Source organism: Amycolatopsis sp. NPDC043889 (assembly GCF_056435645.1).
In genome coordinates this window covers 1-22,629 of the sequence record NZ_JBWKEC010000034.1, presented here as the reverse complement: position 1 = coordinate 22,629, position 22,629 = coordinate 1, and the positions used below count along the sequence as shown (strand labels likewise).

General features: G+C 68.4%; 25 protein-coding genes, 1 tRNA gene and 1 pseudogene. 15 read left to right on the top strand and 12 right to left on the bottom strand.

Features of this window, described 5'->3' with window-relative positions; genetic code table 11:
* Positions 1–497: 497 nt before the first annotated feature.
* The gene (locus tag AC0685_RS37010; protein ID WP_478229725.1) at positions 498–977 is read right to left on the bottom strand and encodes a hypothetical protein; all 480 of its coding nucleotides are present in this window, start codon (positions 975–977) and stop codon (positions 498–500) included.
* A 168-nt stretch (positions 978–1,145) separates the two neighbouring features.
* On the opposite strand from AC0685_RS37010, the pseudogene AC0685_RS37005 reads away from it, so the two are divergent.
* Positions 1,146–1,694 (top strand): annotated as a pseudogene (locus tag AC0685_RS37005) (recombinase family protein); the annotation flags it as partial.
* 629 nt (positions 1,695–2,323) lie between these two features.
* Here AC0685_RS37005 and AC0685_RS37000 read toward each other — a convergent pair.
* Positions 2,324–2,397 (bottom strand) — tRNA-Leu (locus AC0685_RS37000).
* 172 nt (positions 2,398–2,569) lie between these two features.
* Here AC0685_RS37000 and AC0685_RS36995 point away from each other — a divergent pair.
* Complete coding sequence (locus AC0685_RS36995; RefSeq protein ID WP_005157321.1) at positions 2,570–3,181, top strand: ANTAR domain-containing response regulator; 612 nt, start codon at positions 2,570–2,572, stop codon at positions 3,179–3,181.
* Between the two features lie 50 nt (positions 3,182–3,231).
* On the opposite strand, the gene AC0685_RS36990 is transcribed toward AC0685_RS36995, so the two are convergent.
* Positions 3,232–4,449 (bottom strand): alkaline phosphatase, encoded by a 1,218-nt coding sequence (locus AC0685_RS36990; RefSeq protein WP_478229724.1) that lies wholly within the window; start codon positions 4,447–4,449, stop codon positions 3,232–3,234.
* Between the two features lie 803 nt (positions 4,450–5,252).
* Here AC0685_RS36990 and AC0685_RS36985 point away from each other — a divergent pair.
* The 7 genes from AC0685_RS36985 to AC0685_RS36955 all read left to right on the top strand — a co-directional run bounded on the left by AC0685_RS36985 (position 5,253) and on the right by AC0685_RS36955 (position 8,792).
* Positions 5,253–5,717, top strand: coding sequence for an Asp23/Gls24 family envelope stress response protein (locus AC0685_RS36985; RefSeq protein WP_478229723.1), 465 nt, complete (start codon positions 5,253–5,255; stop codon positions 5,715–5,717).
* 41 nt (positions 5,718–5,758) lie between these two features.
* Positions 5,759–5,935, top strand: a complete 177-nt coding sequence (locus tag AC0685_RS36980) for a hypothetical protein (protein ID WP_185927356.1) — start codon at positions 5,759–5,761, stop codon at positions 5,933–5,935.
* Between the two features lie 5 nt (positions 5,936–5,940).
* The gene (locus AC0685_RS36975; RefSeq protein ID WP_478229722.1) at positions 5,941–6,324 is read left to right on the top strand and encodes an Asp23/Gls24 family envelope stress response protein; all 384 of its coding nucleotides are present in this window, start codon (positions 5,941–5,943) and stop codon (positions 6,322–6,324) included.
* Positions 6,321–6,848 (top strand): DUF6286 domain-containing protein, encoded by a 528-nt coding sequence (locus AC0685_RS36970; protein WP_478229721.1) that lies wholly within the window; start codon positions 6,321–6,323, stop codon positions 6,846–6,848. The genes AC0685_RS36975 and AC0685_RS36970 overlap by 4 nt, the downstream gene beginning before the upstream one ends.
* Positions 6,845–7,411 carry an Asp23/Gls24 family envelope stress response protein gene (locus tag AC0685_RS36965; RefSeq protein WP_478229720.1) on the top strand — a complete coding sequence of 189 codons (567 nt, stop codon included), beginning with the start codon at positions 6,845–6,847 and terminating at the stop codon, positions 7,409–7,411. The genes AC0685_RS36970 and AC0685_RS36965 overlap by 4 nt, the downstream gene beginning before the upstream one ends.
* Positions 7,412–7,479: 68 nt before the next feature.
* On the top strand, positions 7,480–7,845 hold the full coding sequence (locus AC0685_RS36960) for an ATP-binding protein (RefSeq protein ID WP_478229719.1): 366 nt from the start codon (positions 7,480–7,482) through the stop codon (positions 7,843–7,845).
* 11 nt (positions 7,846–7,856) lie between these two features.
* A complete protein-coding gene (locus tag AC0685_RS36955) occupies positions 7,857–8,792 on the top strand; it encodes an SDR family NAD(P)-dependent oxidoreductase (protein ID WP_340687776.1) in 936 nt (311 codons plus the stop codon).
* Here the strand turns inward: AC0685_RS36955 and AC0685_RS36950 are convergent.
* From AC0685_RS36950 to AC0685_RS36940, 3 genes are all read right to left on the bottom strand, one after another.
* Positions 8,789–9,505: an anti-sigma factor gene (locus tag AC0685_RS36950; protein ID WP_478229718.1), complete on the bottom strand. Its 717-nt coding sequence runs from the start codon at positions 9,503–9,505 to the stop codon at positions 8,789–8,791. The two genes, AC0685_RS36955 and AC0685_RS36950, sit on opposite strands and share 4 nt — an antisense overlap.
* The gene (gene sigK / locus AC0685_RS36945; RefSeq protein WP_340687774.1) at positions 9,502–10,098 is read right to left on the bottom strand and encodes an ECF RNA polymerase sigma factor SigK; all 597 of its coding nucleotides are present in this window, start codon (positions 10,096–10,098) and stop codon (positions 9,502–9,504) included. The genes AC0685_RS36950 and sigK overlap by 4 nt, the downstream gene beginning before the upstream one ends.
* A gap of 92 nt (positions 10,099–10,190) precedes the next feature.
* Positions 10,191–10,658, bottom strand: coding sequence for a MarR family winged helix-turn-helix transcriptional regulator (locus AC0685_RS36940; RefSeq protein ID WP_478229717.1), 468 nt, complete (start codon positions 10,656–10,658; stop codon positions 10,191–10,193).
* 88 nt (positions 10,659–10,746) lie between these two features.
* Here AC0685_RS36940 and AC0685_RS36935 point away from each other — a divergent pair, with 88 nt between their 5' ends.
* A complete protein-coding gene (locus AC0685_RS36935) occupies positions 10,747–11,853 on the top strand; it encodes a cytochrome P450 (protein WP_478229716.1) in 1,107 nt (368 codons plus the stop codon).
* A gap of 48 nt (positions 11,854–11,901) precedes the next feature.
* Here AC0685_RS36935 and AC0685_RS36930 read toward each other — a convergent pair whose 3' ends face one another.
* The 3 genes from AC0685_RS36930 to AC0685_RS36920 all read right to left on the bottom strand — a co-directional run bounded on the left by AC0685_RS36930 (position 11,902) and on the right by AC0685_RS36920 (position 13,591).
* Positions 11,902–12,108: a CsbD family protein gene (locus AC0685_RS36930; protein ID WP_478229715.1), complete on the bottom strand. Its 207-nt coding sequence runs from the start codon at positions 12,106–12,108 to the stop codon at positions 11,902–11,904.
* A 98-nt stretch (positions 12,109–12,206) separates the two neighbouring features.
* Positions 12,207–13,091, bottom strand: coding sequence for an alpha/beta fold hydrolase (locus AC0685_RS36925; RefSeq protein WP_478229714.1), 885 nt, complete (start codon positions 13,089–13,091; stop codon positions 12,207–12,209).
* A complete protein-coding gene (locus tag AC0685_RS36920; RefSeq protein ID WP_478229713.1) occupies positions 13,091–13,591 on the bottom strand; it encodes an ATP-binding protein in 501 nt (166 codons plus the stop codon). Before AC0685_RS36920 ends, AC0685_RS36925 begins: the two co-directional genes overlap by 1 nt.
* 147 nt (positions 13,592–13,738) lie before the next feature.
* Here AC0685_RS36920 and AC0685_RS36915 point away from each other — a divergent pair, with 147 nt between their 5' ends.
* Together AC0685_RS36915 and AC0685_RS36910 are read left to right on the top strand one after the other, a co-directional pair.
* Positions 13,739–14,350, top strand: coding sequence for a LysE family translocator (locus tag AC0685_RS36915; RefSeq protein ID WP_478229712.1), 612 nt, complete (start codon positions 13,739–13,741; stop codon positions 14,348–14,350).
* Between the two features lie 11 nt (positions 14,351–14,361).
* Complete coding sequence (locus tag AC0685_RS36910) at positions 14,362–15,009, top strand: B3/B4 domain-containing protein (RefSeq protein ID WP_478229711.1); 648 nt, start codon at positions 14,362–14,364, stop codon at positions 15,007–15,009.
* Here AC0685_RS36910 and ku read toward each other — a convergent pair.
* Both ku and AC0685_RS36900 read right to left on the bottom strand, forming a co-directional pair.
* Positions 14,996–15,925, bottom strand: a complete 930-nt coding sequence (ku, locus tag AC0685_RS36905) for a non-homologous end joining protein Ku (protein ID WP_478229710.1) — start codon at positions 15,923–15,925, stop codon at positions 14,996–14,998. The genes AC0685_RS36910 and ku overlap by 14 nt on opposite strands.
* Positions 15,926–15,983: 58 nt before the next feature.
* On the bottom strand, positions 15,984–16,262 hold the full coding sequence (locus tag AC0685_RS36900; RefSeq protein ID WP_340687766.1) for a YggT family protein: 279 nt from the start codon (positions 16,260–16,262) through the stop codon (positions 15,984–15,986).
* Positions 16,263–16,694: 432 nt separating this feature from the next.
* On the opposite strand from AC0685_RS36900, the gene AC0685_RS36895 reads away from it, so the two are divergent.
* The 3 genes from AC0685_RS36895 (at position 16,695) to AC0685_RS36885 (ending at position 20,932) form a co-directional block, all read left to right on the top strand.
* Entirely contained in the window at positions 16,695–19,601 is a 2,907-nt protein-coding gene (locus tag AC0685_RS36895) for an AfsR/SARP family transcriptional regulator (protein ID WP_478229709.1), read from the top strand.
* An 81-nt stretch (positions 19,602–19,682) separates the two neighbouring features.
* Complete coding sequence (locus AC0685_RS36890) at positions 19,683–19,805, top strand: hypothetical protein (protein WP_340687764.1); 123 nt, start codon at positions 19,683–19,685, stop codon at positions 19,803–19,805.
* A 53-nt stretch (positions 19,806–19,858) separates the two neighbouring features.
* Entirely contained in the window at positions 19,859–20,932 is a 1,074-nt protein-coding gene (locus tag AC0685_RS36885) for a SagB/ThcOx family dehydrogenase (protein WP_478229708.1), read from the top strand.
* A 291-nt stretch (positions 20,933–21,223) separates the two neighbouring features.
* Here the strand turns inward: AC0685_RS36885 and AC0685_RS36880 are convergent, their stop codons facing one another.
* Positions 21,224–22,450 (bottom strand): HNH endonuclease signature motif containing protein, encoded by a 1,227-nt coding sequence (locus AC0685_RS36880; protein WP_478229795.1) that lies wholly within the window; start codon positions 22,448–22,450, stop codon positions 21,224–21,226.
* Between the last annotated feature and the right edge of the window lie 179 nt (positions 22,451–22,629).

The window sequence follows — 22,629 nt, the reverse complement described above, 5'->3', positions numbered from 1 at the left end:
AGCAAGCACTAGCCGTTCTCGTACGCGAGAAGTGCAGGCACAGTGCCGAGACTGGGAGCGAGACAACGAGACGAGCCGGTCTCGACGCCGAGACCGAATGTCGGAGCAGGGATCCAGGCAGGAGGTTCTTGTGGCCTCAACAGGCAAACACGAGTCCTTTTCACCGCCCGAGAAGAGCCGCGAGAACGCATCGTTTCACCAAGTCGATGTGAATTATGATCAGACGTCTTGGTGCTACAGTCAGGCGCAGAAACGAACCGTGTCCCGCACCTACTCTGGTTACATCACTTACGTCCACGGGGCAGAATCTGCGCGTCTTCGCGGCCGTCTCGCGGCTGTCATCAATGACCTCTTGCAGTGGGCCGAGCTGGAGCGGGCGAGCAAGAATCTAAGGACGACCGACCAGTATGGCGATGCCTGACGACCCTGCGATCAACCCGCCTGCACCAGCCCTGATGCGCCGCAGCATGTCTCCCCCAGCTCCTGTTTCCGGGCCGTCAGGCTTGTCGGACTTCGACGTCTCGCCGCTCGGCATGCCCACTGCCTTGCTGCGAGATGAGGTCCGGGTCGCGTTCCTCGGAAGGACGTCGACCGAAGACCAGCAGGACCCGCGGCAATCGTTGATCCGTCAATTGCGGAACTGCAAGACAGCGATCCCGGAGTCCTGGGTCATCGTAACGCATTTCTTCGACGTCGAGTCCGGCCGCATGGAGCTGGACGCACGGGGCCGCGGCGCGGATTACGAGCGCTTCGACATCCCGATCCCACGAGACGGCGGTATCGCCGACCTGCTCGAGGAGGCGACACACCCGGGCCGAGGCTTCGACGTCGTCATTTGTGAGAACATCGCCCGAGTCGCTCGCCGGGCTTTCGAAGGCCTGACCGTCGAGCGAGCCCTGGAACGTGTCGAGGTTCCCCTCTTCGCCGCGAACGAGCCGATCGCCCTCGGCGGTAGCCGCGCCCAGCGAATCCTCCAACGCCGGATCAACCAATCACTGGCCGAGTACGAAGTCCTCAACACTCTCGAACAGTCCTGGGGCGGCCTGTGTGCCCACGTACGCGACGGCTACAACATCGGCAAACCCTGCCACGGCTACAAGGCGAAGACCTTCCGGCACCCCAACTCGTCCAAGGCCGCCAAAGGGTTGACCAAATCGCGGCTCGAACCAGACGGTCTCCGCGGCGAGACGGTCACCCAGATCGCGCTGTGGCGGTACTACGAGAAGCTTGGCGGCGACACCATCGCCGATCGCCTCAACGCCGACCTGACCAAGTACCCGCCACCGGTGCCTCCCGGCAAGAACCGGGCCCGCGGCGCCTGGAGCAGAACGAGCGTGTACGAGATTCTGAGAAACCCCAAGTACACGGGCTACCAGGTTTTCAATCGCCGTGCTTCTCGCTCTCGCGGCGGCAAGGTCAACGACCCGGTCAAGTGGGTGTGGTCGCCGGAGCCGGTTCACGAGCCGCTCATTCCTAAATGGATGTACGACGAGATCAACGCACACCGCGACGCGAAGCGCGGATCTCGTGACGGCGACACAGCCAACAAGCATCCGCTCACCGCTCGCACGAATCTCTTCCGGAGCAGGATCATCTGCGGATGCGGTCGTCGGATGTACGGATGCGTCCGCAACAAGGCCTCGTACTACCTCTGCCAGATCAGGAACAACAATCGAGGCCGGCCGGACAAGTACGCCGATCACCAGAAAGCCTTGTATGTACGGGAAGACGCCATCCTGGACGCGGTGACCAAGTTCTTCGCCGACCGCGTGTTCGGGCAGGACCGCCGGGCGATTCTCGCCGCCGACCTCTCGGGAGTCGATGACCGTGCCGCTCAGGATCGCCAGAACGAACGAGAACGGCTCCGACGACAGCTCGACGACATCGCTCAGCGTCAGAAGTCCCTCCTGGCGCAAGCCCAGCAAGGCGACCCGAACGACCCCTTCACCAAGGCTCTCCGCGGAAGCTACAACGAGCTGGAAGGGAGCAAGAGCGAAGCATTGGCGTCGATCGCAGAACTCGACGAGGCCGACAAAGCGGAGCAACGCTCGCTCGACGCAACGGACATCGACCTGTTGGACGCGCTACCACATCTGGCACTCAACTTGGCCCAGGCACCACGAACGCTACTCGGTACACTGTTCGACATCACCCAGCTCAGGGTGGAACTGAATCACAGCGGCGACGGGGCCACCATCACCATCCGGTTGCCCGCCGACCAGCTGCCTGAAGTCGCCATCTCGGCGGAAAGGATCACCGACGCCATGCCTACACAGAACGTGCCCGCTCAGCGCGCGGCCGACACTTGTGTAGATGCTGTTCGTGCCCCCGGTGAGATTCGAACTCACACTGGACGGGTTTTGAATCCGTTGCCTCTGCCAGTTGGGCTACGGGGGCGGTGCCCCGTGAACTTTACGGGATCACGGGACCGCGCCTGACGCCGGGCCTGGAGTGTGACGACCGTCTGACGTGGTGAACGCCATCTAGCCGTCTGGATCGTTCCCGGTAGGCTTCAGGTTCGCGGACAGACCGCGAGCCGAACTGCCCGACGACCTTCAGGAGGACCCCGGTGACCGAGCAGGCTGCCGAGGCCAATGGTGCCGTCGCCGCACCCCAGCGGCGGGTGCTCGTGGCCGAAGATGAGGCCCTCATCCGTCTGGATCTCGTCGAGATGCTCCGTGAAGAGGGTTATGAGGTGGTCGGTGAGGCCGGGGATGGTGAGCAGGCCATCAACCTGGCCACCGAGTTGAAGCCCGACCTGGTGATTCTCGACGTCAAGATGCCCAAGCTCGACGGTATCGAGGCCGCCTCCAAGATCACCGGCGACCGGATCGCGCCGGTCGTCATCCTGACCGCGTTCAGTCAGCGCGACCTCGTCGAGCGGGCCAGGGACGCGGGCACGATGGCGTACCTGGTCAAGCCGTTCGCCAAACGTGACCTGGTGCCGGCCATCGAGCTGGCCGTGAGCCGGTTCGCCGAGCTCCAGGCGCTCGAGTCCGAGGTCGCCGGCCTCACGGACCGGCTCGAGACGCGCAAGGTCATCGACCGCGCCAAGGGGCTGCTGATGAGCCGTCAGGGGCTCACCGAGCCGGACGCGTTCCGCTGGATACAGCGCACCGCGATGGACCGCCGGACCACGATGAAGGCGGTCGCCGAGGCGGTCGTCGAAAGCATCGGCTGACCCGACGCCCGTGAAGGCCACCTCCGTCGCCGGAGGTGGCCTTTTCCGGTTCAGAGGCCGCTTGCCGCCCGCATCACCCAGTGGACGTCGGTGTTCTCGACCGTGCCACCCAAACGGGTGGCGCCAGGGCCTTCGGCGGTGACCGGGGTGTCGGAGCCGGTGTGGTCGTGGGTCGTCCAGTCCACGGTGAACCGGAGCTTCGAATCCGGGACGTCGAACGGCCCGTCCTGGTCGGGATCGGTGTCGGAGGCGTCGTAGTTCTCGATGGCCAGCCCGCCGGTCTCGTGGTCGCCGCCGATGATCACCAGCGTGTCGGGATGCGTCCGGACGAACCGCATGACCTCGGCGACGGTGTCGTCGAGCGCGCGGCCGGCGTCGATCACGCCGTGCGCGTTGTTCTCGTGCGACATCCCGTCGGTTCCCTCCTCCTCCAGGAACAGGAAGAAGCCGCGCGGGTTCTTGGAGAGGGTGTCCAGCGCCTTGCGCGCCATCTGCTGGAGCGGCACCCGCGGCGCGTACTTCCCGACGCCGTCCGGGCCGTAGTCGACCATGTCCTCGTTCGCGAACAGGCCGAGGATCCGGTTCGCCCGCGTATTCCGCAGTTCGTCGCCGTCACGCACGTAGGTGTAGCCCGTCCGCTGCGCGCGCTCGACAAGGTTGCCGTACGGACTGCGACTCTCCTCCCCCGGCTTGTCCGGCCAGAGCCCGGGGTTGCCCTTCGGATACCACCAGTCCTCGCCTCCGCCGAGCAGAACGTCCGGGCGGCTGTTCTCGATGTACTGCTTCGCGATGTCGCTCTGCGAGTCCCGGCTGGGCACGTGCGCCGCGAAGGCCGCGGGCGACGCGCCGGTCACCTGCGCGGTCGTCACCAGGCCGGTCGACTTCCCCGCCCGCTTCGCCCGTTCGAGGATTGTCTCCAGCGGGCGCCCGTGGGCGTCCACGCCGACAGCGCCGTTGCGCGTCTTGTGCCCGGTCGCGAGGGCGGTGGCCGCGGCGGCCGAGTCGGTGACGATCTCGGCGGGGTCGTCCGAGGACGTCCGCACGAGGCCGGTGACCGCGAGCCCGTCCATCGCCAGCCTGCCGTTCTTGCCCTTGAGCGCCAGCCGGAGCAGGTCACGCTGGCCGAGGCCGAGGCCGTCGCCCTGAAGGTAGATGATGTTGCGCGCCGAGCGCGCCCCGGACCCAGCCACTGTCGTGTCCGCGACGGCGGCCGAGCCACCGCACAGGACCGCCAGAACCGTCGCCGCCGCCAGCCCACGTCCGCGCACATCGCCTCCCGTTAGTTAGGAACCTTTCCTAACAGAGAAGCCGCGTGAAGGCCAGAGGCCCGCTCAGCCGCGCAGGATGCCCGCGTCGTGGGCGGGGATCGCGGCCTGGACACGGTTCGCGCAGCCCAGCTTGACGAGGATCCGGCTGACGTGGATCTTCACTCGCCCCGGCCAGGGCATGGCTTGCCGGTCCTGGTGGCGCACTGTTTCGCATAGGTGAGCAGGGGTCTTCCACCCCCTTCGCCTGCTCGACGGTGTCGGCACGCCGATCGAGATAGGTGTTGTCGACGCCGTCGAGCACCATGACGCGGATCTTCTTCTCCGTGTCGCAGCGCAGCCGCGGTTCGCTGCCGCCGATCCCCCGTGGATCGAAGCCGACCAGGTCGAACCGTTCCCGGACCACGGCCGGCCACGCACCCGCGATGTCCTTGACCATGGCGACGCCGGACTGCCCGGGGCCGCCGGCGACGAGCGTGCCGAGCGGCCCCGGCCGGGTCGCGCCGCAGGAACGACGTCAGCGCCGCCCCGCGCTCCGGTTCGTCCACTTTGGTCACCGGGCAGGACTTCCCTGCGATGTCGTACATCCGGTGCAACCCCGCCGCCGCTCCGCGCACGACCTTCGACAGGCTGAAATGACGGCACCGTCGTCGGCCGCGGGGACCAGGCCGAAAGACATACCCACGATCGGTGAGATCCAGACCACACGATCGGGTCGTGACGATCTTCGCGCGGCTGGGTCTATGGAGTGTGGAAGCGAAGAACTTCCACCGCAGGCAACGGAATCCGAACCCGAGGAGATCGCGATGACGAACACCGCCACCACCGCCAAGCCGAACTCGAACTCCGCCGCCCCGGCCGAGAACAGCGCGCTCGTCTCCCCGCAGGGCGTGACCACGATCGCCGACACCGTCGTGCAGAAGGTCGCGGGCCTCGCGACCCGCGAGATCACCGGTGTCCACGCGCTGGGCGGCGGCGCCGTGCGGGCGTTCAACGCGCTGCGCGAGCGCATCCCCGGCGCCACCGCGTCCGCCGGTCAGGGCGTCTCCGTCGAGGTCGGCGAGCGCCAGGCCGCGGTCGACCTGCAGATCGTCGTCGAATACGGCGTCGCGATCGCGGATCTTGCCAAATCGGTGCGGCGCAACGTGATCGGCGCCGTCGAGCAGATGACCGGGCTCGAGGTCGTCGAGGTCAACATCAACGTGTCCGATGTGCACATCCCCGGCGATGACGACAGCGACGAAAGCACCGAATCCACCCGCGTCCAGTGACCATCGGCGCCGGTTCGCGCCCGACCACAAGGAGAACGTTCATGAACGCCACCCATCTCGGCCTGTTGACCGGTCTCGTGCTCGGCGTGGCCGGCGCGTTCGGCGGCTTCGGCGCCTTCCTCGTCGTGCTCGTGCTCGCCGTCCTCGGCCTGCTGGTCGGCCGGTTCCTCGACGGCAAGCTCGACCTTTCGGCCCTGTCGGGCCGCGACAGGGGCTGATCGCCATGACGACCATGACCGCCGCGCCCGGAACGGACGGGCGCGGCGCCCTGACCGTGGCCGACGGCGCCGTCGAGCGGATCGCCGCACAGGCGATCACCGAACTCGACGGTGTCGGCGGCGCGGCCTCCCGGGTGCTCGGGATCGCGGTCGGCGGGGAAGACCCCGATCAGGGCGCCAAGGTGAGCGCGCACGTCACCGGCTCGACGGCCACTTTGGACGTCCGGCTCTCGGTGAAGTATCCGCTTTCCGTGCGCGCCACCACCGAAAGCGCGCGAGAGCATCTGATCCGCCGCGTCGGCGAGCTCTCGGGCCTGGCCGTCACGCGGGTCGACATCACCGTCACGGCCCTGCATTCCACGGAGACCGAAACGAGGAGGGTCCGATGAAACGGCGCCCCCGCCGCAGTGTCCCGGCCGTGCTGGTCGCCCTCGTGGTGCTCGCCGGATGCGTAGTGGCCGCCACCGTCGCGGTCCAGACGATCATCGGCGAGAAACCGTGGATCAGCTACGACACCGTCGCGTCCGCCCTGCACGGCACCCAGTGGAGTGACCCGCTTCCGGCGATCGCGGGCGGCGTGGTCGCGCTGCTCGGCCTGGTGCTCCTCGTGGCCGCGATCGTGCCGGGACGGCCCACCGTGCTGCCGCTCGAAGGCGGCACGGATTCCGGGGCCTCCCGGCGCAGTTACCGGTCGACGCTGCGCACCGCGGCGTCCACTGTGGATGGTGTCTCGGCGGCGAAACTGAAGGTCAAGCGGAACAAGATCGTCTCGGTGGTCACCACCGGGCGGACGAACACCGCCGGACTCACCGACGCCGTCCGCGCCGCCATCGAGCACCGCCTCTCCCAGATCGGCCCCGCCGCCGTCCCTGCCGTGCGGGTCCGCGTCAAGGCCACGAGGAGCGCGTCATGACCGATCTCAACCGTCCCGCCCGCCTGAACCGCACCCTGCTGGTGCTGATCGGGATCGTGCTGCTCGCCGTCGGCGGGTTCGCCGTCGGCACCCATTTCGGCAGGATCCCGCTGCTCGATCCCGGCGCCACGCTCGTCCCCGGCACCGCCATGCCGCCCGGATGGGTCTGGTACGCCGTCTCCGGGGGCGCGGTGGTCGTCGGGCTGCTGGCGCTGCGCTGGCTCATCGCGCAGCCTGTCCGCAAACCGAAGTCCCATACCTGGCGTTTCGACCAGGACACCGGTCAGACCGCGCTGGCCGCGAGCACCGCGGTGGAACCGTTCGCCGCGGAGGTCGCGACCTATCCCGGCGTCCACGCCGCGCACGCCACGCTCGGCGGATCCCAGGACGCGCCGGTGCTTGCCGTGGTGCTGAGCGCCGAACAGGACGGCGATGTGGCCGCCATCCGCGAGCGGATCACCGAGGAGGGCCTGCCGCGCTTGCGTCAGGCGCTGGATCTCGCCGAGCTTCCGATGACCATCGAGTTCCGCTTCACCGCGAAGGCCGGTTCCCGCATTCAGTGACACCCGTCCGCGGCCCCGTCCGCGCCGAACACCTCGCGAGAGGTGTTCGGCGACGGGAGCTGGGTGCGGTGAACGGTGATCAGGCGGAGCTGGAAGCGGAACCCGAGCGACTGTGCCGCCGGGTGGCCGACGCCGCGGAAGTCACGGTCGACCTGCGGAATCGTCCCGATCTGCGCCGTGTCCGTTCCGTGGTCGCCGACCGCATCGGCTTCGGGCGCGGCGCGGACGAGCCGGGTGAACTACGCGTCGTCCGGCAGCTTCGCGGCTTCCTGGTCGAGGTTTCCGACGACGGCCCGGATCTGGAAGGGTTGCGGTCCTTCCCCGCTTCGGCGCATTACGGGCTCCGTCTGATCGGCCGGCTCGCCGTCGACTGGGGTTTCCGAACGGAGCGGACCGGGAAATCGGTGTGGGCACTGGTCCCCCACGATCGCTGAGGAGCGCCCCTATGTCCACCGTGACCCGAGCCGCCGACACCGTGCTCGACCGGACCCTGCTCGGGTACAGCAGCATCGGGCACTTCCTGCGGCGGCACTGGTGGCCCGAGGATCCCGCGCCGGACGCGCTCGCGGGCAAGGTCGCCGTGGTGACCGGCGCGAAAGCGGGGTTGGGGAAGGCGACGGCCATCGGGTTGGCGAAGCTGGGGGCGACCGTCCGGATCGCGATCCGCGGCGACGGCGACGCCGCCCGCGCCGAGATCGAGCGCGCCGTGCCCGGCTCGCGGATCGTCGTCGACCAGTGCGATGTCAGCCTGATGTCGTCCGTACGCGACTACGCCAAGGACCTCGACGGCGAGGTCGACATCCTGGTGCACAACGCCGGGGTCATGCCCGCGGAACGCACGGAGACGGCCGAGGGCAACGAACTCATGCTCGCCACGCACGTACTCGGCCCTCATCTGCTGACCGCGTCGCTCCGCCCGAAGTTCGGCGAGGGCGCGCGGGTGATCTGGGTCAGCTCCGGTGGCATGTACGGTCAGCCGTTGCGCGCCGACGACCTGCAATACCGCCGGGACGAGTACAAGCCCGCCGCCGGATACGCGCGCACCAAGCGGATGCAGGTGGTGCTCGCCGAGCTCTGGGCGGACCGGCTGGACGGCTCCGGGGTCACCGTGCACAGCGCGCATCCCGGCTGGGCCGACACTCCCGGAGTCGCGACCTCCCTGCCGACGTTCCGGAAGCTGACGCGGCGGATCCTGCGCGACCCCGGGCAGGGCGCGGACACGTTCGTCTGGCTCGCCGCCGCCGAGGAACCGGGCCGGTACAACGGCATGTTCTGGCACGACCGCGTCCAGCGGCCGACGCACTATCTCGGCAAAACCCGGGAAACCGCCGCGCAGCGCCAGGAACTCTGGCAGGCCTGCGAGCGGTTGACCGGACGCTAGACCAGGTCCACCATGGCCACCGCCGGAACGGTCGGGGCGGGCGAACCTCCGGCGGGTTCGGCGGTGATGCCGACGCGGTCGATCCCGCCCGGCAGGTCCGCGAGGACCGGGTGGGTCCGATGTGGACCGTCCGGCGCCAGCAGCCCGGCGGAATGCACGCCGCTCGCCCCGATGAGCCAGACCTGATACGCCTTTCCGGGCGCCAAGGGCGGGAGGTCGCCGGCCACTACGACGATCTTGCCCTTGCTCCGCGAGGTCACGACCGTGGTGGTCCCGCGTTCGGCGCCCTCCTTGACCGTCGAGGCGTCGGGCGCGGTGAGCACGGCGTTCACGGAGGCCAGCTGTTGCTGTGCGGGGTCGGCTCCCGGATCGGTGGACGTGGTGACCAAGCTGAACACCAGCGCTCCGACGGCGGCCGCCGCGGCACCCCAGAGGGCGATCCTCGTCTTCGCCGGCCCACCTCGGCGCGCGGCAGCGACCAGCGGAGGCCACTGACGGGTGCGGGCGACCTCCGTGAGCGTCGCTTCCCGCAGCCTCGGCGGTGGTGGCGTGGCGAGGGCTGCCCCCAGACGCGCGGCGGCCTCGCGGAGTTCCCGGACCTCCTGGCCGCACGCGGGGCAGCCCCGCAAGTGCCGTTTGAAGGCCGCGGCCTCTTCCTCCGGGACGGCGTCCACGGCGTAGGCCCCGGTCAGCGTGTGCAGCTCGGCCGTCATTGCCCGACCCCCAAGCAGTCACGCAACCGGATCAGTCCGTCGCGGATGCGGGTCTTCACCGTGCCGGGCGCGGTCTTGAGCACTTCCGCGACTTCCGGGTACGTGTAGCCGTTGTAGTAGGCCAGCACCACCGATTCCCGTTGCAGATCGGTCAACGCGGACAGGCACTGGCGCACCCGTTGCTGCTCCAGGTTGCTGATCGTCGACTCGGCGACCTCGTCGAACGGGCGGCGGAAGTCGAGCCGTCCCGCGCGATCGTCCCGGTCGAGCGCGGCCTGATGCGAACGCACCCGGTCCACCGCCCGCCGGTGCGCGATCGTGAGAACCCAGGCCAGCGTGCTCCCCTTGCCCGGTTTGAACCGGGCGGCCGTCCGCCACACCTCCACCAGGACCTCTTGGGTGACCTCCTCGGCGAACGTGCCGTTGCGGACGACCCTGTTCACCACTCCCCACACCGGTCCGGCCACGACGTCGTACAGGTCGGCGAACGCCTGTTCGTCACCTGCCGCGACCCGTTCCATCAAACTCGCCTCGGCAGGCACCGCTCCGGTGCCGCCGCTTCCGCGCGGACTCGTCCGCACACCCTCGACCATCAAGCCGCCTCCACCTCACCCGACGCCCGGCTACGCGGTTCCGTGGCGTCCGGGAGGGATTCGGTGCCGAGAGCGGATCGGACTGGTCCGGGCTACCCCTGTTCTTCGAGCAAGCTGTCCATTGTGGACTTGAGCTGCCGCAGGAAGGCCTCGAACCGTTCGATCTCCTCCACCGGGTACTCCGCCACCAGCGCCGCGAGCCCGGCGCTGAACGGGCCGAAGAACTCACGCGCGGGCCCCTGGATGTCCGGGCCGCTGCGCAGGGTCACCCTCCGCCGGTCGCTGTTCTCCCTGGTCCGCACCACGTAGCCGAGGTTTTCCAGCCGGTTCAGCAGATTCGTGGTCGCGCCGGAGGTCAGCGCGATGCGTTCGCCGAGCCGGGCCGGGGACAACGGCGATCCGGTGTCTTCGGCGTAGAGGATCTCCACCAGCGCGGCGGCGTCGGTGGCGTGCAGGCCGAGCCAATCCGCGAAACGCCGGGTGAACTCGGTGTAGTTCGCCCCGAAGCTCCGGAGGCCGTCCAGCAGCGACGCGCTCCGCGCCGCGACGTCGTCCTCCATCACCCCTCCTCGGATCCGTGCGCTTTGACAACCTACCGGCTCCGAATATACCTTCACTATGAAGATACTTTCTCATGAAGGAGTTTTTGTGCTCCCCGATCCATTCGCCGCGACGACCCGCGGCATCACCGAACCCGACCCTGTCCGTCCAGCGCTGCGGGCCGCCGGTCCCCTCGTCGAAGTGGCCGCCCCCGAGGGCGGAAGCGCGTGGATCGTGACCGAGGAGAAGCCGGCCCGCGAGGTGTTGGCGGATCCGCGCTTCGCGAAGGATCCCGCGCTCGCCCCCGAGGGATGGACCGGCCTCGAACAAACCGCCGCCGAACAGCCGTCCCTCACCACGCTGGACGGCCCCGACCACACGCGACTGCGGCGAGCGCACGCTCCTCTGCTGAGCGCCAAACGGATCCAGGCGCAATCCGACCGGATCCACCGGATCGCGCATGCACTGCTGACGGACCTCGGCGGCGGAACGGTCGACCTCATGGACGGGTTCTCCACCCGTTTCCCGCTCACCGTGCTGCTCGACCTGCTCGGTATCCCACTCCACCTGCTCGACGTCGCCGTCGACGCGTGCCGCCGCATGTCCGACCCCGAGCCGGGCGCCCAGGGCAAGGCCATCGCCGCGATCGCGGACCTCGCCGCCGCGGGGCTGACCCCGAACCGAAAGGGACTCGCGACGGAACTACGCGACAACCTTCCGCCCGAGACGTCCGAAGAGGACCTGCGGTATCACCTGTTCGCGTTGATCTTCGCCGGGCAGCTGACCACCGACGCCTCGATCGGCTTCCTCGTCTCGCGGCTCCTGGACGGGGACACCACCCCCGAAAGCCACCTGGTCCGGGAAACCCTCCGGATGCACCCGCCCGCACCGTTCACGCTTTGGCGGTTCACGACCTCGGAGGTCGTTCTCGCCGGGACCCGGCTCCCCGCCGGGGCCCCGGTGCTCGTCGACATCCAGGGCATCAACACCGACCCGGCCAGGAAACCGGGCCCGGACCTGACCTTCGGCGCGGGCCCGCATTTCTGCGTCGGCGCCCAGCTCGCACAGCTCGAACTGCGGGCGGTCGCGACGGTTCTCCGCACTGACTTCCCCGAAGCCCGGCTCGCGGTGCCCTATGGCGAACTGCGGCAAACGTTCCTCGGCGGCATCCAGGGAACACGGCTCACGAGCCTGCCGGTGGTCCTGCACGACTGAAAACGGGCCGGGGCGCGGAAATCCGCCGCCCCGGCCCGGAAGGAAACGCTATTTCTTGAAGGTGTCGCGAATCTTGTCCGCCGCGTCGCCGACGGCGTCCTTCACGTTCTCGACCGCGCCCTTGAGACCGGCCTTCGCCTGGTCCGCCTGGCCTTCCGCGCGCAGTTCCTCGTTGCCGGTGGCGTCGCCGGCGGCCTCCTTGGCCTTACCACCGAGCTCCTCGGCCTTGTTGCTGATCTTGTCGCCCAACGACATCGGGTCCTCCTCCGTCCGTGGCGCCCGGATCGTGCGCCTTACGTCCGAAGGACAAACGAAGATCGGGATTCGTCACGCGCACGGACGGGTGATCGTCCTCACCCGAGCAGCGACGCCACAGCGGCCGCGAACGCCTCAGGGGCTTCCTGCGGGACGTTGTGGCCCACCCCCGGCAGAACCCGATGCTCATACGGCCCGGTGAAGTACTCGCGGTCGCCCTCCGCGCTCGGGCCGCCGATACCGTCGTCCCCGCTTTCCAACACGACCGTCGGCACCGTGATGGCCGGCTCCTTCGCGATCAGGTCTTCGAGCGCCTGATACCGCGGATCGCCTTCCGCCAGGCCGAACCGGTGCCGGTAAGAGTGGATGACGACGTCGACGAAGTCCGGGTTGTGGAGGCTGGAGGCGCTGGCCGGGAATGCCGCCTCGGCGCCCGTCCAGGTCGGCGACCAGGTGCGCCACAACAAGGCGCACAGCTCGTCGCGGTTCTCCGCCAGCCCGCGCCGTCCGCGCTCGGAGTGGAAATAAAACTGGTACCAGTACGTGCGTTCCCACTCCGGCGGAGCGGGTTCCCCGGCGTAGGCGAGATTCTGGACGTTGTAGCCGTCCACCGAGACCAGCCCGCGCACGCGCTCGGGCCGGAGCGCGGCCGCGATGCACGCCGCGCGGCCGCCCCAGTCGTATCCCGCGACGACGGCCTTCTCCAGCCCGAGCGCGTCCATGAACTCGAACAGGTCCTGCGCGAGGGCGGCCTGTTGTCCGGAGCGGGGTGTCGCCTCGTCGAGGAAGCGCGTCCCACCGAACCCACGGAGATACGGGACGTACACGGAAGCTCCGCCCGCCGCGACGAGCGCGGCGACCTCGTCGTAGGCCCGAACGTCGTACGGAAAGCCATGGAGCAGGACCACCGGCGGCCCACCCGCTTCACCGGCGTGTTCGTACTCGATCTCGAGCACCGGCGTGGTGACCCGCCTCGTCCCCATCAGCCGGACCAGCCGCTCAGCCGGGTCAAAAGCCGTTCCAGGACTTCGGGATCGGCGCCGACGGGCTCACCGGAGACGGGTTCGTCCACCAGGGTGCGACGGTCGCCCCGCCTCGGCAGCCGGACCTGTCCGGCAGACAGGCCACCAGGCAGCGGCAGCTCACACCAGAGGGTCACGCCGCCGGTCTCGCTCGGCGCCACCCCGGTCCGCTCTCCCGGAGCGGGCGTCGGCACGGGGAGTCCGTCCAGCGCGTGGTCGACCTCGATGACCAGCACGTCCGACCGCAGGCGCAATCTCAGCGTCAGGAAGGGCGGCTCCTTCGGATCGGCCGCGTCGACCAGCGTGCCCACCAATCTGGCGGCGGCGGTCTTCGCCTGATCGAGCAACGGCCGCAAGGACCAATCCGACAAGATGAGACGGACGAAGAGCTCGGAACACAACATGGCATTCGGTTGTGCCACCAGCCGGAGGTCGTCCATCTGGGAAGTGCGCGCGCTCAAACCAAGGCCTTCCTCGTCGACGTGCGAGCGTGCATCATGCCACTCCTTCCGGTGAACCCTCACGCCGCCTCACGCAACGCTTTGGTCCTGTGGAGTCACTCGTCTTTGGTCCTGTCCATCAGACCAAAAAGCGCGCACAGTGATCCAGTGAGCATCGCCTTCCTGGTCACCACGCTGGTCGTGGTCGCCACGCCCGGCACCGGCGTGGTCTACACCCTTTCCGCCGGACTGGCCCGGGGCAGACGCGCGAGCGTCGTCGCCGCGCTGGCGTGCACCCTCGGCATCATCCCGCACATGGTCGCCGCGATCACCGGTCTCGCGGCGCTGCTGCACGCGAGCGCGGTGGCGTTCGAGATCATCAAGTACCTCGGCGTCGCCTACCTGCTCTACATGGCGTGGGCGACCCTGAAGGACCGTGAGGCGATCGTCGTGGACGGCGATCCCGAACCGGCGTCGACCCTGCGGACGATCACCTCCGGCGTGCTGATCAACGTCCTGAACCCGAAGCTGACCTTGTTCTTCTTCGCGTTCCTGCCCCAGTTCGTCCCGGCGGGCGAGCCTGGTTCGATCCCTCGGATGCTGCTGCTGAGCGGGGTGTTCATGCTGGCCACCTTCGTGGTGTTCAGCGTGTACGGCGTCCTCGCCGCCAGCGTGCGGCACCACGTCCTTTCCCGGCCGCGCGTGCTCACCTGGCTCCGGCGGATCTTCGCCGGTTCCTTCGCCGCGCTCGGCGCCAAACTCGCGTTCACCACCCAGTAGACAGGTTCAGCATGCGACTCCAGCACCACCCGGAAATCCGCGCCGCTCATCCCGCCCTCGCCGTCGGCACACTGCGGGCCACCGGCATCACCCCGGAAATGCCGGTCGACGTCGAGAAGTTCCTCGCGCGGGCGACGCGGCGGCTCGCGGACGGGCCCGAATCGGAATTCCCCGAGATCCAGGCCTGGCGGCGGGCGTTCGCCAAGATGGGCCTGAAACCGACGCAGTACCGCTGTGCGTCCGAGTCACTGCTGCGCAGGCTGCGGAAAGAAGGCACGCTTCCCCGGATCCACCCGGTGATCGATCTCTGCAACGCGGTCTCGGTCGCCTACGCCGTCCCGGTCGCGGTGCTCGACGTCGCGAAGATCAGCGGCTCGCTGGAAGTCCGCCACGCGTGGGGCGACGAGAAGTACGTGACCTTCGCCGGCACGGTCGAGCAGCCGAACCCCGGCGAGGTGATCTTCGCCGACGAGGACGGCCAAGCCCACGCGCGCCGATGGACGAACCGGCAGAGCGGGCACTCCGCGGTCTCCGCCACGACGTCCGACGTGCTGATCGTTTCCGAAGGGCTGCACGCGACAGCGGGCGAGGACGTCCGGCTGCTGATCGAGGCCATCGCGCGCGAACTGGCGACGGCGGGGGTCGTCACGAGGCCTTGAGCGCCTTCTCCAGGCCGGCGCGGGTCATCTTCGACCGGCCCTTGATGTTCCGCTCCCGTGCCAGCTTGTCCAGGTCGGCTTTCGACAGCGAAGAGAGGTCCTTCTTCGCTGTCGGCTTTTTCGCCCCGGACTTCTTCTTGGCCTTCCCGCTCTCCACGCTCTTCGAAAGCGCCTCGAACAGGTCGACGACCTTCGTCGGCTCACCGGGTTCGGTCGCGGGCGTGATGGTGTCGCCCTTCTTCTTGGCCTTGATCAGGTCCCGCACGCGGTCGGTGTAGGTGTCGCGGTAGTCCTCGGGCCGCCAGTCGTCGCTCATCGCGTCGATCAGGCTGACGGCCATGTCGAGTTCCTTGCCGCGCGCCTTCGCCTTGCCCGGCAGGTCCGGCAGCTGCTCGGCGGGATCCCGCAGGTCGGCCGCGAAATGGAGGGTGTTGAGCACCATCACGCCGTCACCGGAGCGCACCAGCGCCAGGTACTCGCGGTTGCGCATGACGAACTTGGCGATCCCGGCCTTGCCCGACGAGTCCATCGCCTCGAGCAGCAACGCGTACGGGCGCTCGAACTCGTCCTTCGCGGGCGCGAGCCAGTACGTCTTGTCGAAGAACATCGGGTCGATCGCGTCCAGCTCGACGAAGCTCTCGATTTCGAGCGACTTCGACCGGCCGGGGGCGATCTCGTCGAGCTCCTCGGGTTCGACGACCACGTACTCGCCGTTTTCGAGCTCGTAACCCTTGACGATGTCTTCGTAGCCGACTTCCTTGCCGGTGCGCTCGTTCACCCGCCGGTACCGGATGCGGTCCTCGGTTCCGCGCTGGAACTGGCGGAAGTGCACCGTATGGTCCTCGACCGCGCTGTACAGCCGGACCGGCACCGTCACCAGACCGAGCGAAAGCGAACCGCTCCAGACCGGACGCATGGGCACACTCCTCTCCTCCAGCGGGCTGGTACCCGGAATCCCGGCGGATCACACCTGGTCAGAGGCTGAACGCGAGGGACTGCAGGAGAACGACCCCGAGGAACACGAGGGTGAAGGCGAGGTCGAACGCGACCCCGCCCGCCCGCACCGGGCGCACCACGCGGCGGACCGGCGCCAGCACGGGCTCGGTCAGCCGATGGGCGATCCCGCGAGCCCGGAAGGCCCAGCCGGGCGGACGGGTGGCGAGGTTGACGACCCAGTCGAGCACCATCCGGACGATGAGCACGATCAGGAACAGGGTGAGCAGGAAGCCCAGCAGATCACCTAGAGCACTCATGGCGGCACACTCCTCTTCGGTCCAGTGTGCCGCGCTTTGCTGGGAGCAACCTGTGACAGGAAGAAAGGGCTACCAGGGCGGTTGGCCACCCCCAGTTCGAAGGCCAACCGCCGCGGAGCCCCTACACACGGTTCGGCGCGCTGCCCCGTCGCGCCGACCCGCCAGCTGATGTCTTCAGCTTTCCAAGGCCCTGCATCGGAATTACATCGGCACTCCACCGCCGGGCATCCGCGCAGTTCAGGGGCGGCCGGGCGTAGAATCGAACCGGTTTCAGGGCAGGCCCGCGCGCGCCCGTTAGGCCGAATGCCGTAGTGCGTCGCCCGCGCTGATCTGGCTGGAGGCCGAAGCGGTGGGTTAGGGTGCCGGTCAGCCGGCGAACGGACTGGAGGTAGTGCGTGAGCACGCTCACGGCCTCGGACGACATAGTCGCATATGACCGCTGATCGTTTACCCGATTCGGCGGGATCGCCCACCGGCCGGCCCTCCCAGCTCAGCTTCTCCGTTCTCGGCCCGCTCGAAGCCGAAGTCGACGGTGTCCCCGTCCGGCTGGGCGGACGCCGCGAACAGCGTCTCCTCGCCGCCTTGCTGATCAACGCGGGCAGGCTGGTCCCGGTGTCGTACCTGATCGGCACGATGTGGCCGGAGAATCCGCCGAAGACCGCGGTCCGCCAGGTCAGCAACGCGATCGCGCGGCTGCGGCACGACCTCGGCGTGGCCAGGTCCGCCGTGGTCACCACCGGCTCGGCGTACCGCGTCGTCATCAGCAGCGCCTCGCTCGACTCGGTCCGCTTCGAAGCGGACTACAACCAGGGCGCCGAACTCCTTTCGGCCGGGCTGATCTCCCAGGCGGCCGCCAAGCTGGCGGACGCGCTCTCGCTCTGGCGCGGCCCGGCGTTCGACGGTCTCGAAGGCGACGCCATCGAACAGACCGCGCGACGGCTCGACGAAGAACGCCTGGCCGCCTGTGAGCTCTTGATCGGCGCCAGGCTCCGGCTCGGCGAAACCGAAGCGGCGGCTCGCGAGGCCTTCGACCTCGCCGCCTGGCATCCCACGCGCGAGACCCTGCAGTGCCTCACCATGCTGGCGCTCTACCGGGCGGGCCGCGGCGCCGACGCGCTCCGGACGTTCGACCGGACCAGGGTCGCGCTCGCCGAGGAGCTCGGCGTCGACCCGAGCGCCGAACTGAGCGCGCTCCACCAGCAGATCCTGCGCGCCGACGCCGAGCTGATGACCGACAGCGCCCTCGTCCGGTATGGCGTCGGCGGGCTCCGGGCCGGAATGGACACCGGCGGACGTCGCGAGGACGCGGACGCGCAGAAGGCGCTGTTCCCCCGCCCCGCGCAGCTTCCCGCGGACCTCCCCGCGTTCGGTGGCCGTGCCGCGGAACTGCGGACCGTCCTCGAGATCGGCCAGGCAGGCTCCTCGGCGGGGCCGAAGCTGATCGCGATCGACGGGATGCCCGGTGTCGGCAAGACCGCGCTGGCCGTCCACGCCGCACACCGGCTCGCGCCGCTGTTCCCCGACGGGCAGCTCTTCGTGAACCTCGAAGGGTTCTCGCCCGCGGGCGACCCGGTCGACCCTGGGGCCGCGCTCGAGGCGCTGCTGCGATCGCTCGGCATCCAGGGTTCGGACATTCCCACCGGGACCGAACAGCGCGCGGCGCTCTTCCGGAGCTGCCTCGCCGGCAAACGCGTGCTTCTGGTGCTGGACAACGCCATCGGGGCGACGCAGGTGAACCCGCTGCTGCCCGGTTCGGCGAGCTGCTGCGTGCTGATCACCAGCCGCACCCGGCTCGTGGACCTCGACGGCGCCGAACTGCTCTCGCTGGAACCGTTCAGCCGGGCCGACGCCGTGGAACTGCTCGGCCGGATCGTCGGGCCTTCGCGGTTGAGAAGGGAATCCCCGGACGCGGCCGACCAGGTCGCCAGCCTGTGCGGTGATCTCCCGCTCGCGCTGGCCGTCACGGCGAGCAGACTGCGCGCGCGGGCATCGTGGACGCTCGACTTCGTCGCCAGGCAGCTGCGCGACGAACGGAACCGGTTCGGCGAGCTCACCGCCGGGGAACGCGACGTCGCGGGCGCGTTCCGGGTGTCCTATCTGAACTTGACCGAGACCGAGCGCCGGGTGTTCCGCCGGCTGAGCCATCACCCCGGCGCCGCTTTCGATCTCCACTCGACGGCGGCCTTGGCGGAAGTGAGCCTCGGCGAGGCCCGCCGCCTCGCCGAACGCCTCGTCGACGTGAACCTCCTGCGCCAGCCGTCGATGGACCGGTACGAGATGCACGACCTGCTCCGCAGCTACGGTCGCGAACTCCTGCTCGCCGAAGAGCCCGAGCACCAGCGCGAGGCGATGATGCGGCGGCTGTTCGACTACTACCGCAGCACCGTCGCGGCCGCGATGGAGTTCATCGACCCGGACTCCGAAGACGAGCCGGGGGGCCTCGAGGTCCCGAAGAGCGAGTTCGGACAGTCCTTCGCCGACTACGACCAGGCTGCGCACTGGATGGACGCGCAATGGCAGAACGTGCTGCCGGTGGCCGTCGCGATGAACAACCACCAGCAGTACTCCGACCTCGTGCCCTTCTGTTCGGCGGTGTGGCGCTACTTCGACAACCGCGGCTACTACCGGCAGGCCAGGGAGCTGGAGACCCTCGCCCTGTCCGCGGCGCGGGTCACCGGGAACGTGGTCCTCGAGTACCAGGCCCTGCACATGTACGCGCTGACCCTGTGGCGGCTCAACGAGTTCACCGAAGCGAACCGGCTGTTCAACGAGGTGTTCGAACTGGCCGCGACCACCGGCGACATCCGGATGCAGTGCCGGGCCAGGGGCAACTCGGGGGTCACCCACTGGCTCAAGGGCGAGTCGGACGAGGCCATCGAACACCTCGGCTGGGTCCGCGAGACCGCCCACGCCCATGGCAGTGTCCTCATCGAAGCCCGCGCCAGGCACCGGATCGGGCTGATCCACACCGAGAACAGGCGCTATCCCGAAGCCGCCGAGGAACTCGACCAGGCACTGAGGCTGGCCCAGGAGAACGAATCACCTGATCTCGAGGCGGAATGCTTTCTCGCCCTCGGTATCAATTCGCGCGGACTCGGTGACGGCGCGCTCGCGGTCAGTCAGTTGACGACCGCGGTCGAAGTGCTCGAATCGACCGGGAATCGCAGCATGCTGCCCATCGCCCACAAGGAGATGGCGTTCGCGTTCGACATTCTCGGTGAGCGACTGAATGCGGACCGTCATCGCCGGTTCGCATTGCGCCTCTACACCGATCTCGGCATTTCGGAGTTGCCAGAGGTTCGCGAACTCAAACAGCGCCTGAGCGATTACTCGGCGTAATTCTCCGTTTCGATCCGGTACTCTGTTGGCGTAGGTATATTCGCTTGACCGGAGTAACCGCTCACGGAGAGGATCGGCGACATGCACGATGAAGACGACGACGAGTTCTTGTACGAGCTCGAAGCGGAGTACAAGGCGCAGAGCACCTGGGGCGGGTTCGAGCCGCCGCCGCACGGCGGGCCTCCTTTCCGCTCGCGACACTGAATGACCAGACGTATTCGGAAAGTATTACTGGGGACTGGGGCACAAGACATTCGATGCTGGTCAGGGTTTCCTCATGCGGAACGCTTTATTGGTCCGATGGTGACGTCGTCTGGGACGACCACCTCGGCCATCGCCAGCTGAAACTCGCCGAAGGAACCGAACGCGTCCTGCGCTGGTTCAGTTCTTGGCGAGAACCGGAATCGATCCGCACCGCGGACGAGAATCCCGAGACCGGGGAAAGGCTCGTCCGTATCGCGCGAGCGATGATCCGGTACGACGTGCTGGTGGTCAAAGGTTCTTCCCGGCAACAACGGGAAGAGGAGATCCTTCGGGATTGGGGGCCTTGGGGAACGTCCGCGCGGGCGTTTCACTTCGGTACCCGCTCCTTGCGGGAGACCGAGTTCACGACCAGCGAAATGACGGCGAAAACCTTGCTGGAGAAGGCGAAGGCCAGTCCTCCGCCCTCTCCGGTGAGGCCTTCCGGCGAGCACGACGCGATAGCGCTGCCCGAACCGTCACCGGAACCCTTGAACGCGATCGCATTGGGCGACGCGCTGAACCAACGCAGAAGTGTCCGCGAGTTCGGCGAAGAACCCTTGCGGCTGCGCGATTTGAGCGCACTCCTCACCGCGGCCCGGCCGACGAGGCCGGAAACGCATTCCGACATCCCCGCCACCGGGAACGTCTTCAAGACGAGCCCGTCGGGCGGAGCCCGGCATCCGACAGAGGTGTACGTCTACGCGAGGAACGTCGAGGGCCTGGATCGGGGGGCCTACCACTACGACGGTTTCCGGCACAGCCTCACGCCACTGGACGCCAAGATCGACGACGACGAACTCACCTCGCTCGCCGGCGACCAGCAGTGGACCCGGAAGGCCGGCGCGCTGCTGATCTACACCAGCGTCATCGAGCGGAACCAGTGGAAGTACCCGGTGAGCCGCACCTATCGAGTGCTGCTGATGGACGTCGGCCACCTGAGCCAGACCGTGTACCTGATGGCGACCGCGCTGGGACTGAGCGTCACGTTCACCGCGGCGCTTCGCGACGAACTGGTCGAGGATCTTCTCGGCTGCGATCCGGCCAACGAACTGGTGCTGGGCATGTCGGTGCTGGGCACTCGTTTGTGAGTACCTGAAGGGCTTTGCCACATTTCGGCGACGGCGCTTCGGGGGTACTGCCGGCGACAGTCGCCGCTGCGAACGTCGCCGTGTCGCGGCCGCAGTCGCACTGAGATCCCGGGTCCTGCACACACGCGGCCGAGCCGTGGCCGAATTTCGGCGACGCCGCTGGACCGCACAGCCACCTAGCGAGCGCTGCGACCACAGTCGCTTTGAGATCCCGGGTCCTGCACACACCGCCAAGCCGTGGCCGAATTTCGGCGACCGCACCGGCACCGTGGCCGTTTTTCGGCGACGGCCTCAGAACGGTGGCGGTTCCTCGTCGAGCGGTGTGCGGGGTTCGTGTAGTGGTGGTGGTGTGCTGTCGTAGCTGTGTCCGGTGGGTGTGGTGATGGTGAGGGTGCCGTCGGCGGCGAGCCGATAGACCCAGCCGGGTTCGTCTTTCAGGCGGTGGTCGCGGCGGCAGAGGTCGATCAGTTCGGTGTCACTGGTGTGGCCACCGAATTGCCAGGGCACCGAGTGGTCGAGGTCGCAGGCTTGGACGATGCGGTGGCAGCCGGGTCTTCGGCATTCCCGGTCTCGCACCCGCACGAACTCGCCCAACCCGGCGCTGGGCCGATACCGGTCCCGGCCCAAATCCAAGACCTGCCCGGACAAGGGGTCGGTGATGATCCGCCGCAACACCGTGTCCGGGCCGGACGCGATGTGCCGGGCCAGCGACGCCGGGATGTGCCCGTGCCCGGCCAGCTCGGCCGGGTCCTCGTTCAGTCCCAGGTAAGCGTTGAGGTCCATGTAGAGGAACACTTCGGATCGTTCGGTTTTGCCGCCTTGGCCACCGAGGAGGAGGTCGAGGGCGACGTCGGCGCGCAGCTGGTCCAGGGTGCGGTTCTCGCCGCAGGTCTTGAGCGCGCGTGCCTCGCGGTCGATCCGGGCGTAGGCGGCGGCGACCTTCTCCACGGGGCCGTCCTCGACGCCGATCGAGGCTACCCCGGTCTCGCCGTGCCGGATCGACAACCGACGCCCGGCGCGGTGCCGCTCCGCCCGGCGGGCGGCGCCGTCACGGTCGGCCAGCATCGCCGCGTGATTCGCCGTCTTCCGGATCTGCTCGGAGTTCCGGCCCGGTAGCCGGTCCTCCAGCACCGCGTCCACCGCACGGGCATCCTCGTCCGACAGCCACGCCGTCGCGGTAGCGACCTTCATCGCCCCATAACCGCCCACCTGTCCGCGATCCAGCAGCCCCAGCGTGCGCGGCAGCCGCGTGGTCAACGCCGCCGCCGTCGACACCAATCCGGCCGCGTGACCGTCCACAACAGACAACGCGAACGCGACCTCCTGCACCACACTCGACGCACCGTCACGGTGGCGGTTCAGCTGCGCGAGTGCACGGAATCGGACGGCCTCCAGCCGTGCGATTCCTTCTGATGCCGCGACAGCGGCGTCGACAGCATCCTTGTCCTCCAACGAATCCAGTGCGGCAGTGACCTCCTGCAAAGCATCAGGTGAGGTGATTTCCTTGAGTAGCGCCACAGTGGCGTTGCGGGTATCCACGCACAGAAGCTACATCCGACCACCGACAGTTTCCGGGCCAGCGCAAGTTTTCGTTACACGGCAACGAAGAACTGCGTCGCGCCGCAGTAGGCGCCGCGCTGATCGGACCGGATCGTCTCGACCTCGGTGCCGCCGACGAGCCGCGTCATCCGCAGCGC

What these genes read in the sequence shown, in the direction of transcription:
- AC0685_RS36975 (WP_478229722.1), top strand. Translation starts at nt 5,941, where the DNA reads ATGACGACCATGACCGCCGCGCCCGGAACGGACGGGCGCGGCGCCCTG.
- AC0685_RS36885 (WP_478229708.1), top strand. Translation starts at nt 19,859, where the DNA reads ATGCTGGTCAGGGTTTCCTCATGCGGAACGCTTTATTGGTCCGATGGT.
- AC0685_RS36925 (WP_478229714.1), bottom strand. Translation starts at nt 13,091, where the DNA reads ATGGGGACGAGGCGGGTCACCACGCCGGTGCTCGAGATCGAGTACGAA.
- AC0685_RS36955 (WP_340687776.1), top strand. Translation starts at nt 7,857, where the DNA reads ATGTCCACCGTGACCCGAGCCGCCGACACCGTGCTCGACCGGACCCTG.
- AC0685_RS36910 (WP_478229711.1), top strand. Translation starts at nt 14,362, where the DNA reads ATGCGACTCCAGCACCACCCGGAAATCCGCGCCGCTCATCCCGCCCTC.
- AC0685_RS36930 (WP_478229715.1), bottom strand. Translation starts at nt 12,108, where the DNA reads ATGTCGTTGGGCGACAAGATCAGCAACAAGGCCGAGGAGCTCGGTGGT.
- AC0685_RS36970 (WP_478229721.1), top strand. Translation starts at nt 6,321, where the DNA reads ATGAAACGGCGCCCCCGCCGCAGTGTCCCGGCCGTGCTGGTCGCCCTC.
- AC0685_RS36985 (WP_478229723.1), top strand. Translation starts at nt 5,253, where the DNA reads ATGACGAACACCGCCACCACCGCCAAGCCGAACTCGAACTCCGCCGCC.
- AC0685_RS36895 (WP_478229709.1), top strand. Translation starts at nt 16,695, where the DNA reads ATGACCGCTGATCGTTTACCCGATTCGGCGGGATCGCCCACCGGCCGG.
- AC0685_RS36940 (WP_478229717.1), bottom strand. Translation starts at nt 10,658, where the DNA reads ATGGAGGACGACGTCGCGGCGCGGAGCGCGTCGCTGCTGGACGGCCTC.
- sigK (WP_340687774.1), bottom strand. Translation starts at nt 10,098, where the DNA reads ATGGTCGAGGGTGTGCGGACGAGTCCGCGCGGAAGCGGCGGCACCGGA.
- AC0685_RS36965 (WP_478229720.1), top strand. Translation starts at nt 6,845, where the DNA reads ATGACCGATCTCAACCGTCCCGCCCGCCTGAACCGCACCCTGCTGGTG.
- AC0685_RS36980 (WP_185927356.1), top strand. Translation starts at nt 5,759, where the DNA reads ATGAACGCCACCCATCTCGGCCTGTTGACCGGTCTCGTGCTCGGCGTG.
- AC0685_RS36900 (WP_340687766.1), bottom strand. Translation starts at nt 16,262, where the DNA reads ATGAGTGCTCTAGGTGATCTGCTGGGCTTCCTGCTCACCCTGTTCCTG.
- AC0685_RS36950 (WP_478229718.1), bottom strand. Translation starts at nt 9,505, where the DNA reads ATGACGGCCGAGCTGCACACGCTGACCGGGGCCTACGCCGTGGACGCC.
- ku (WP_478229710.1), bottom strand. Translation starts at nt 15,925, where the DNA reads ATGCGTCCGGTCTGGAGCGGTTCGCTTTCGCTCGGTCTGGTGACGGTG.
- AC0685_RS36890 (WP_340687764.1), top strand. Translation starts at nt 19,683, where the DNA reads ATGCACGATGAAGACGACGACGAGTTCTTGTACGAGCTCGAAGCGGAG.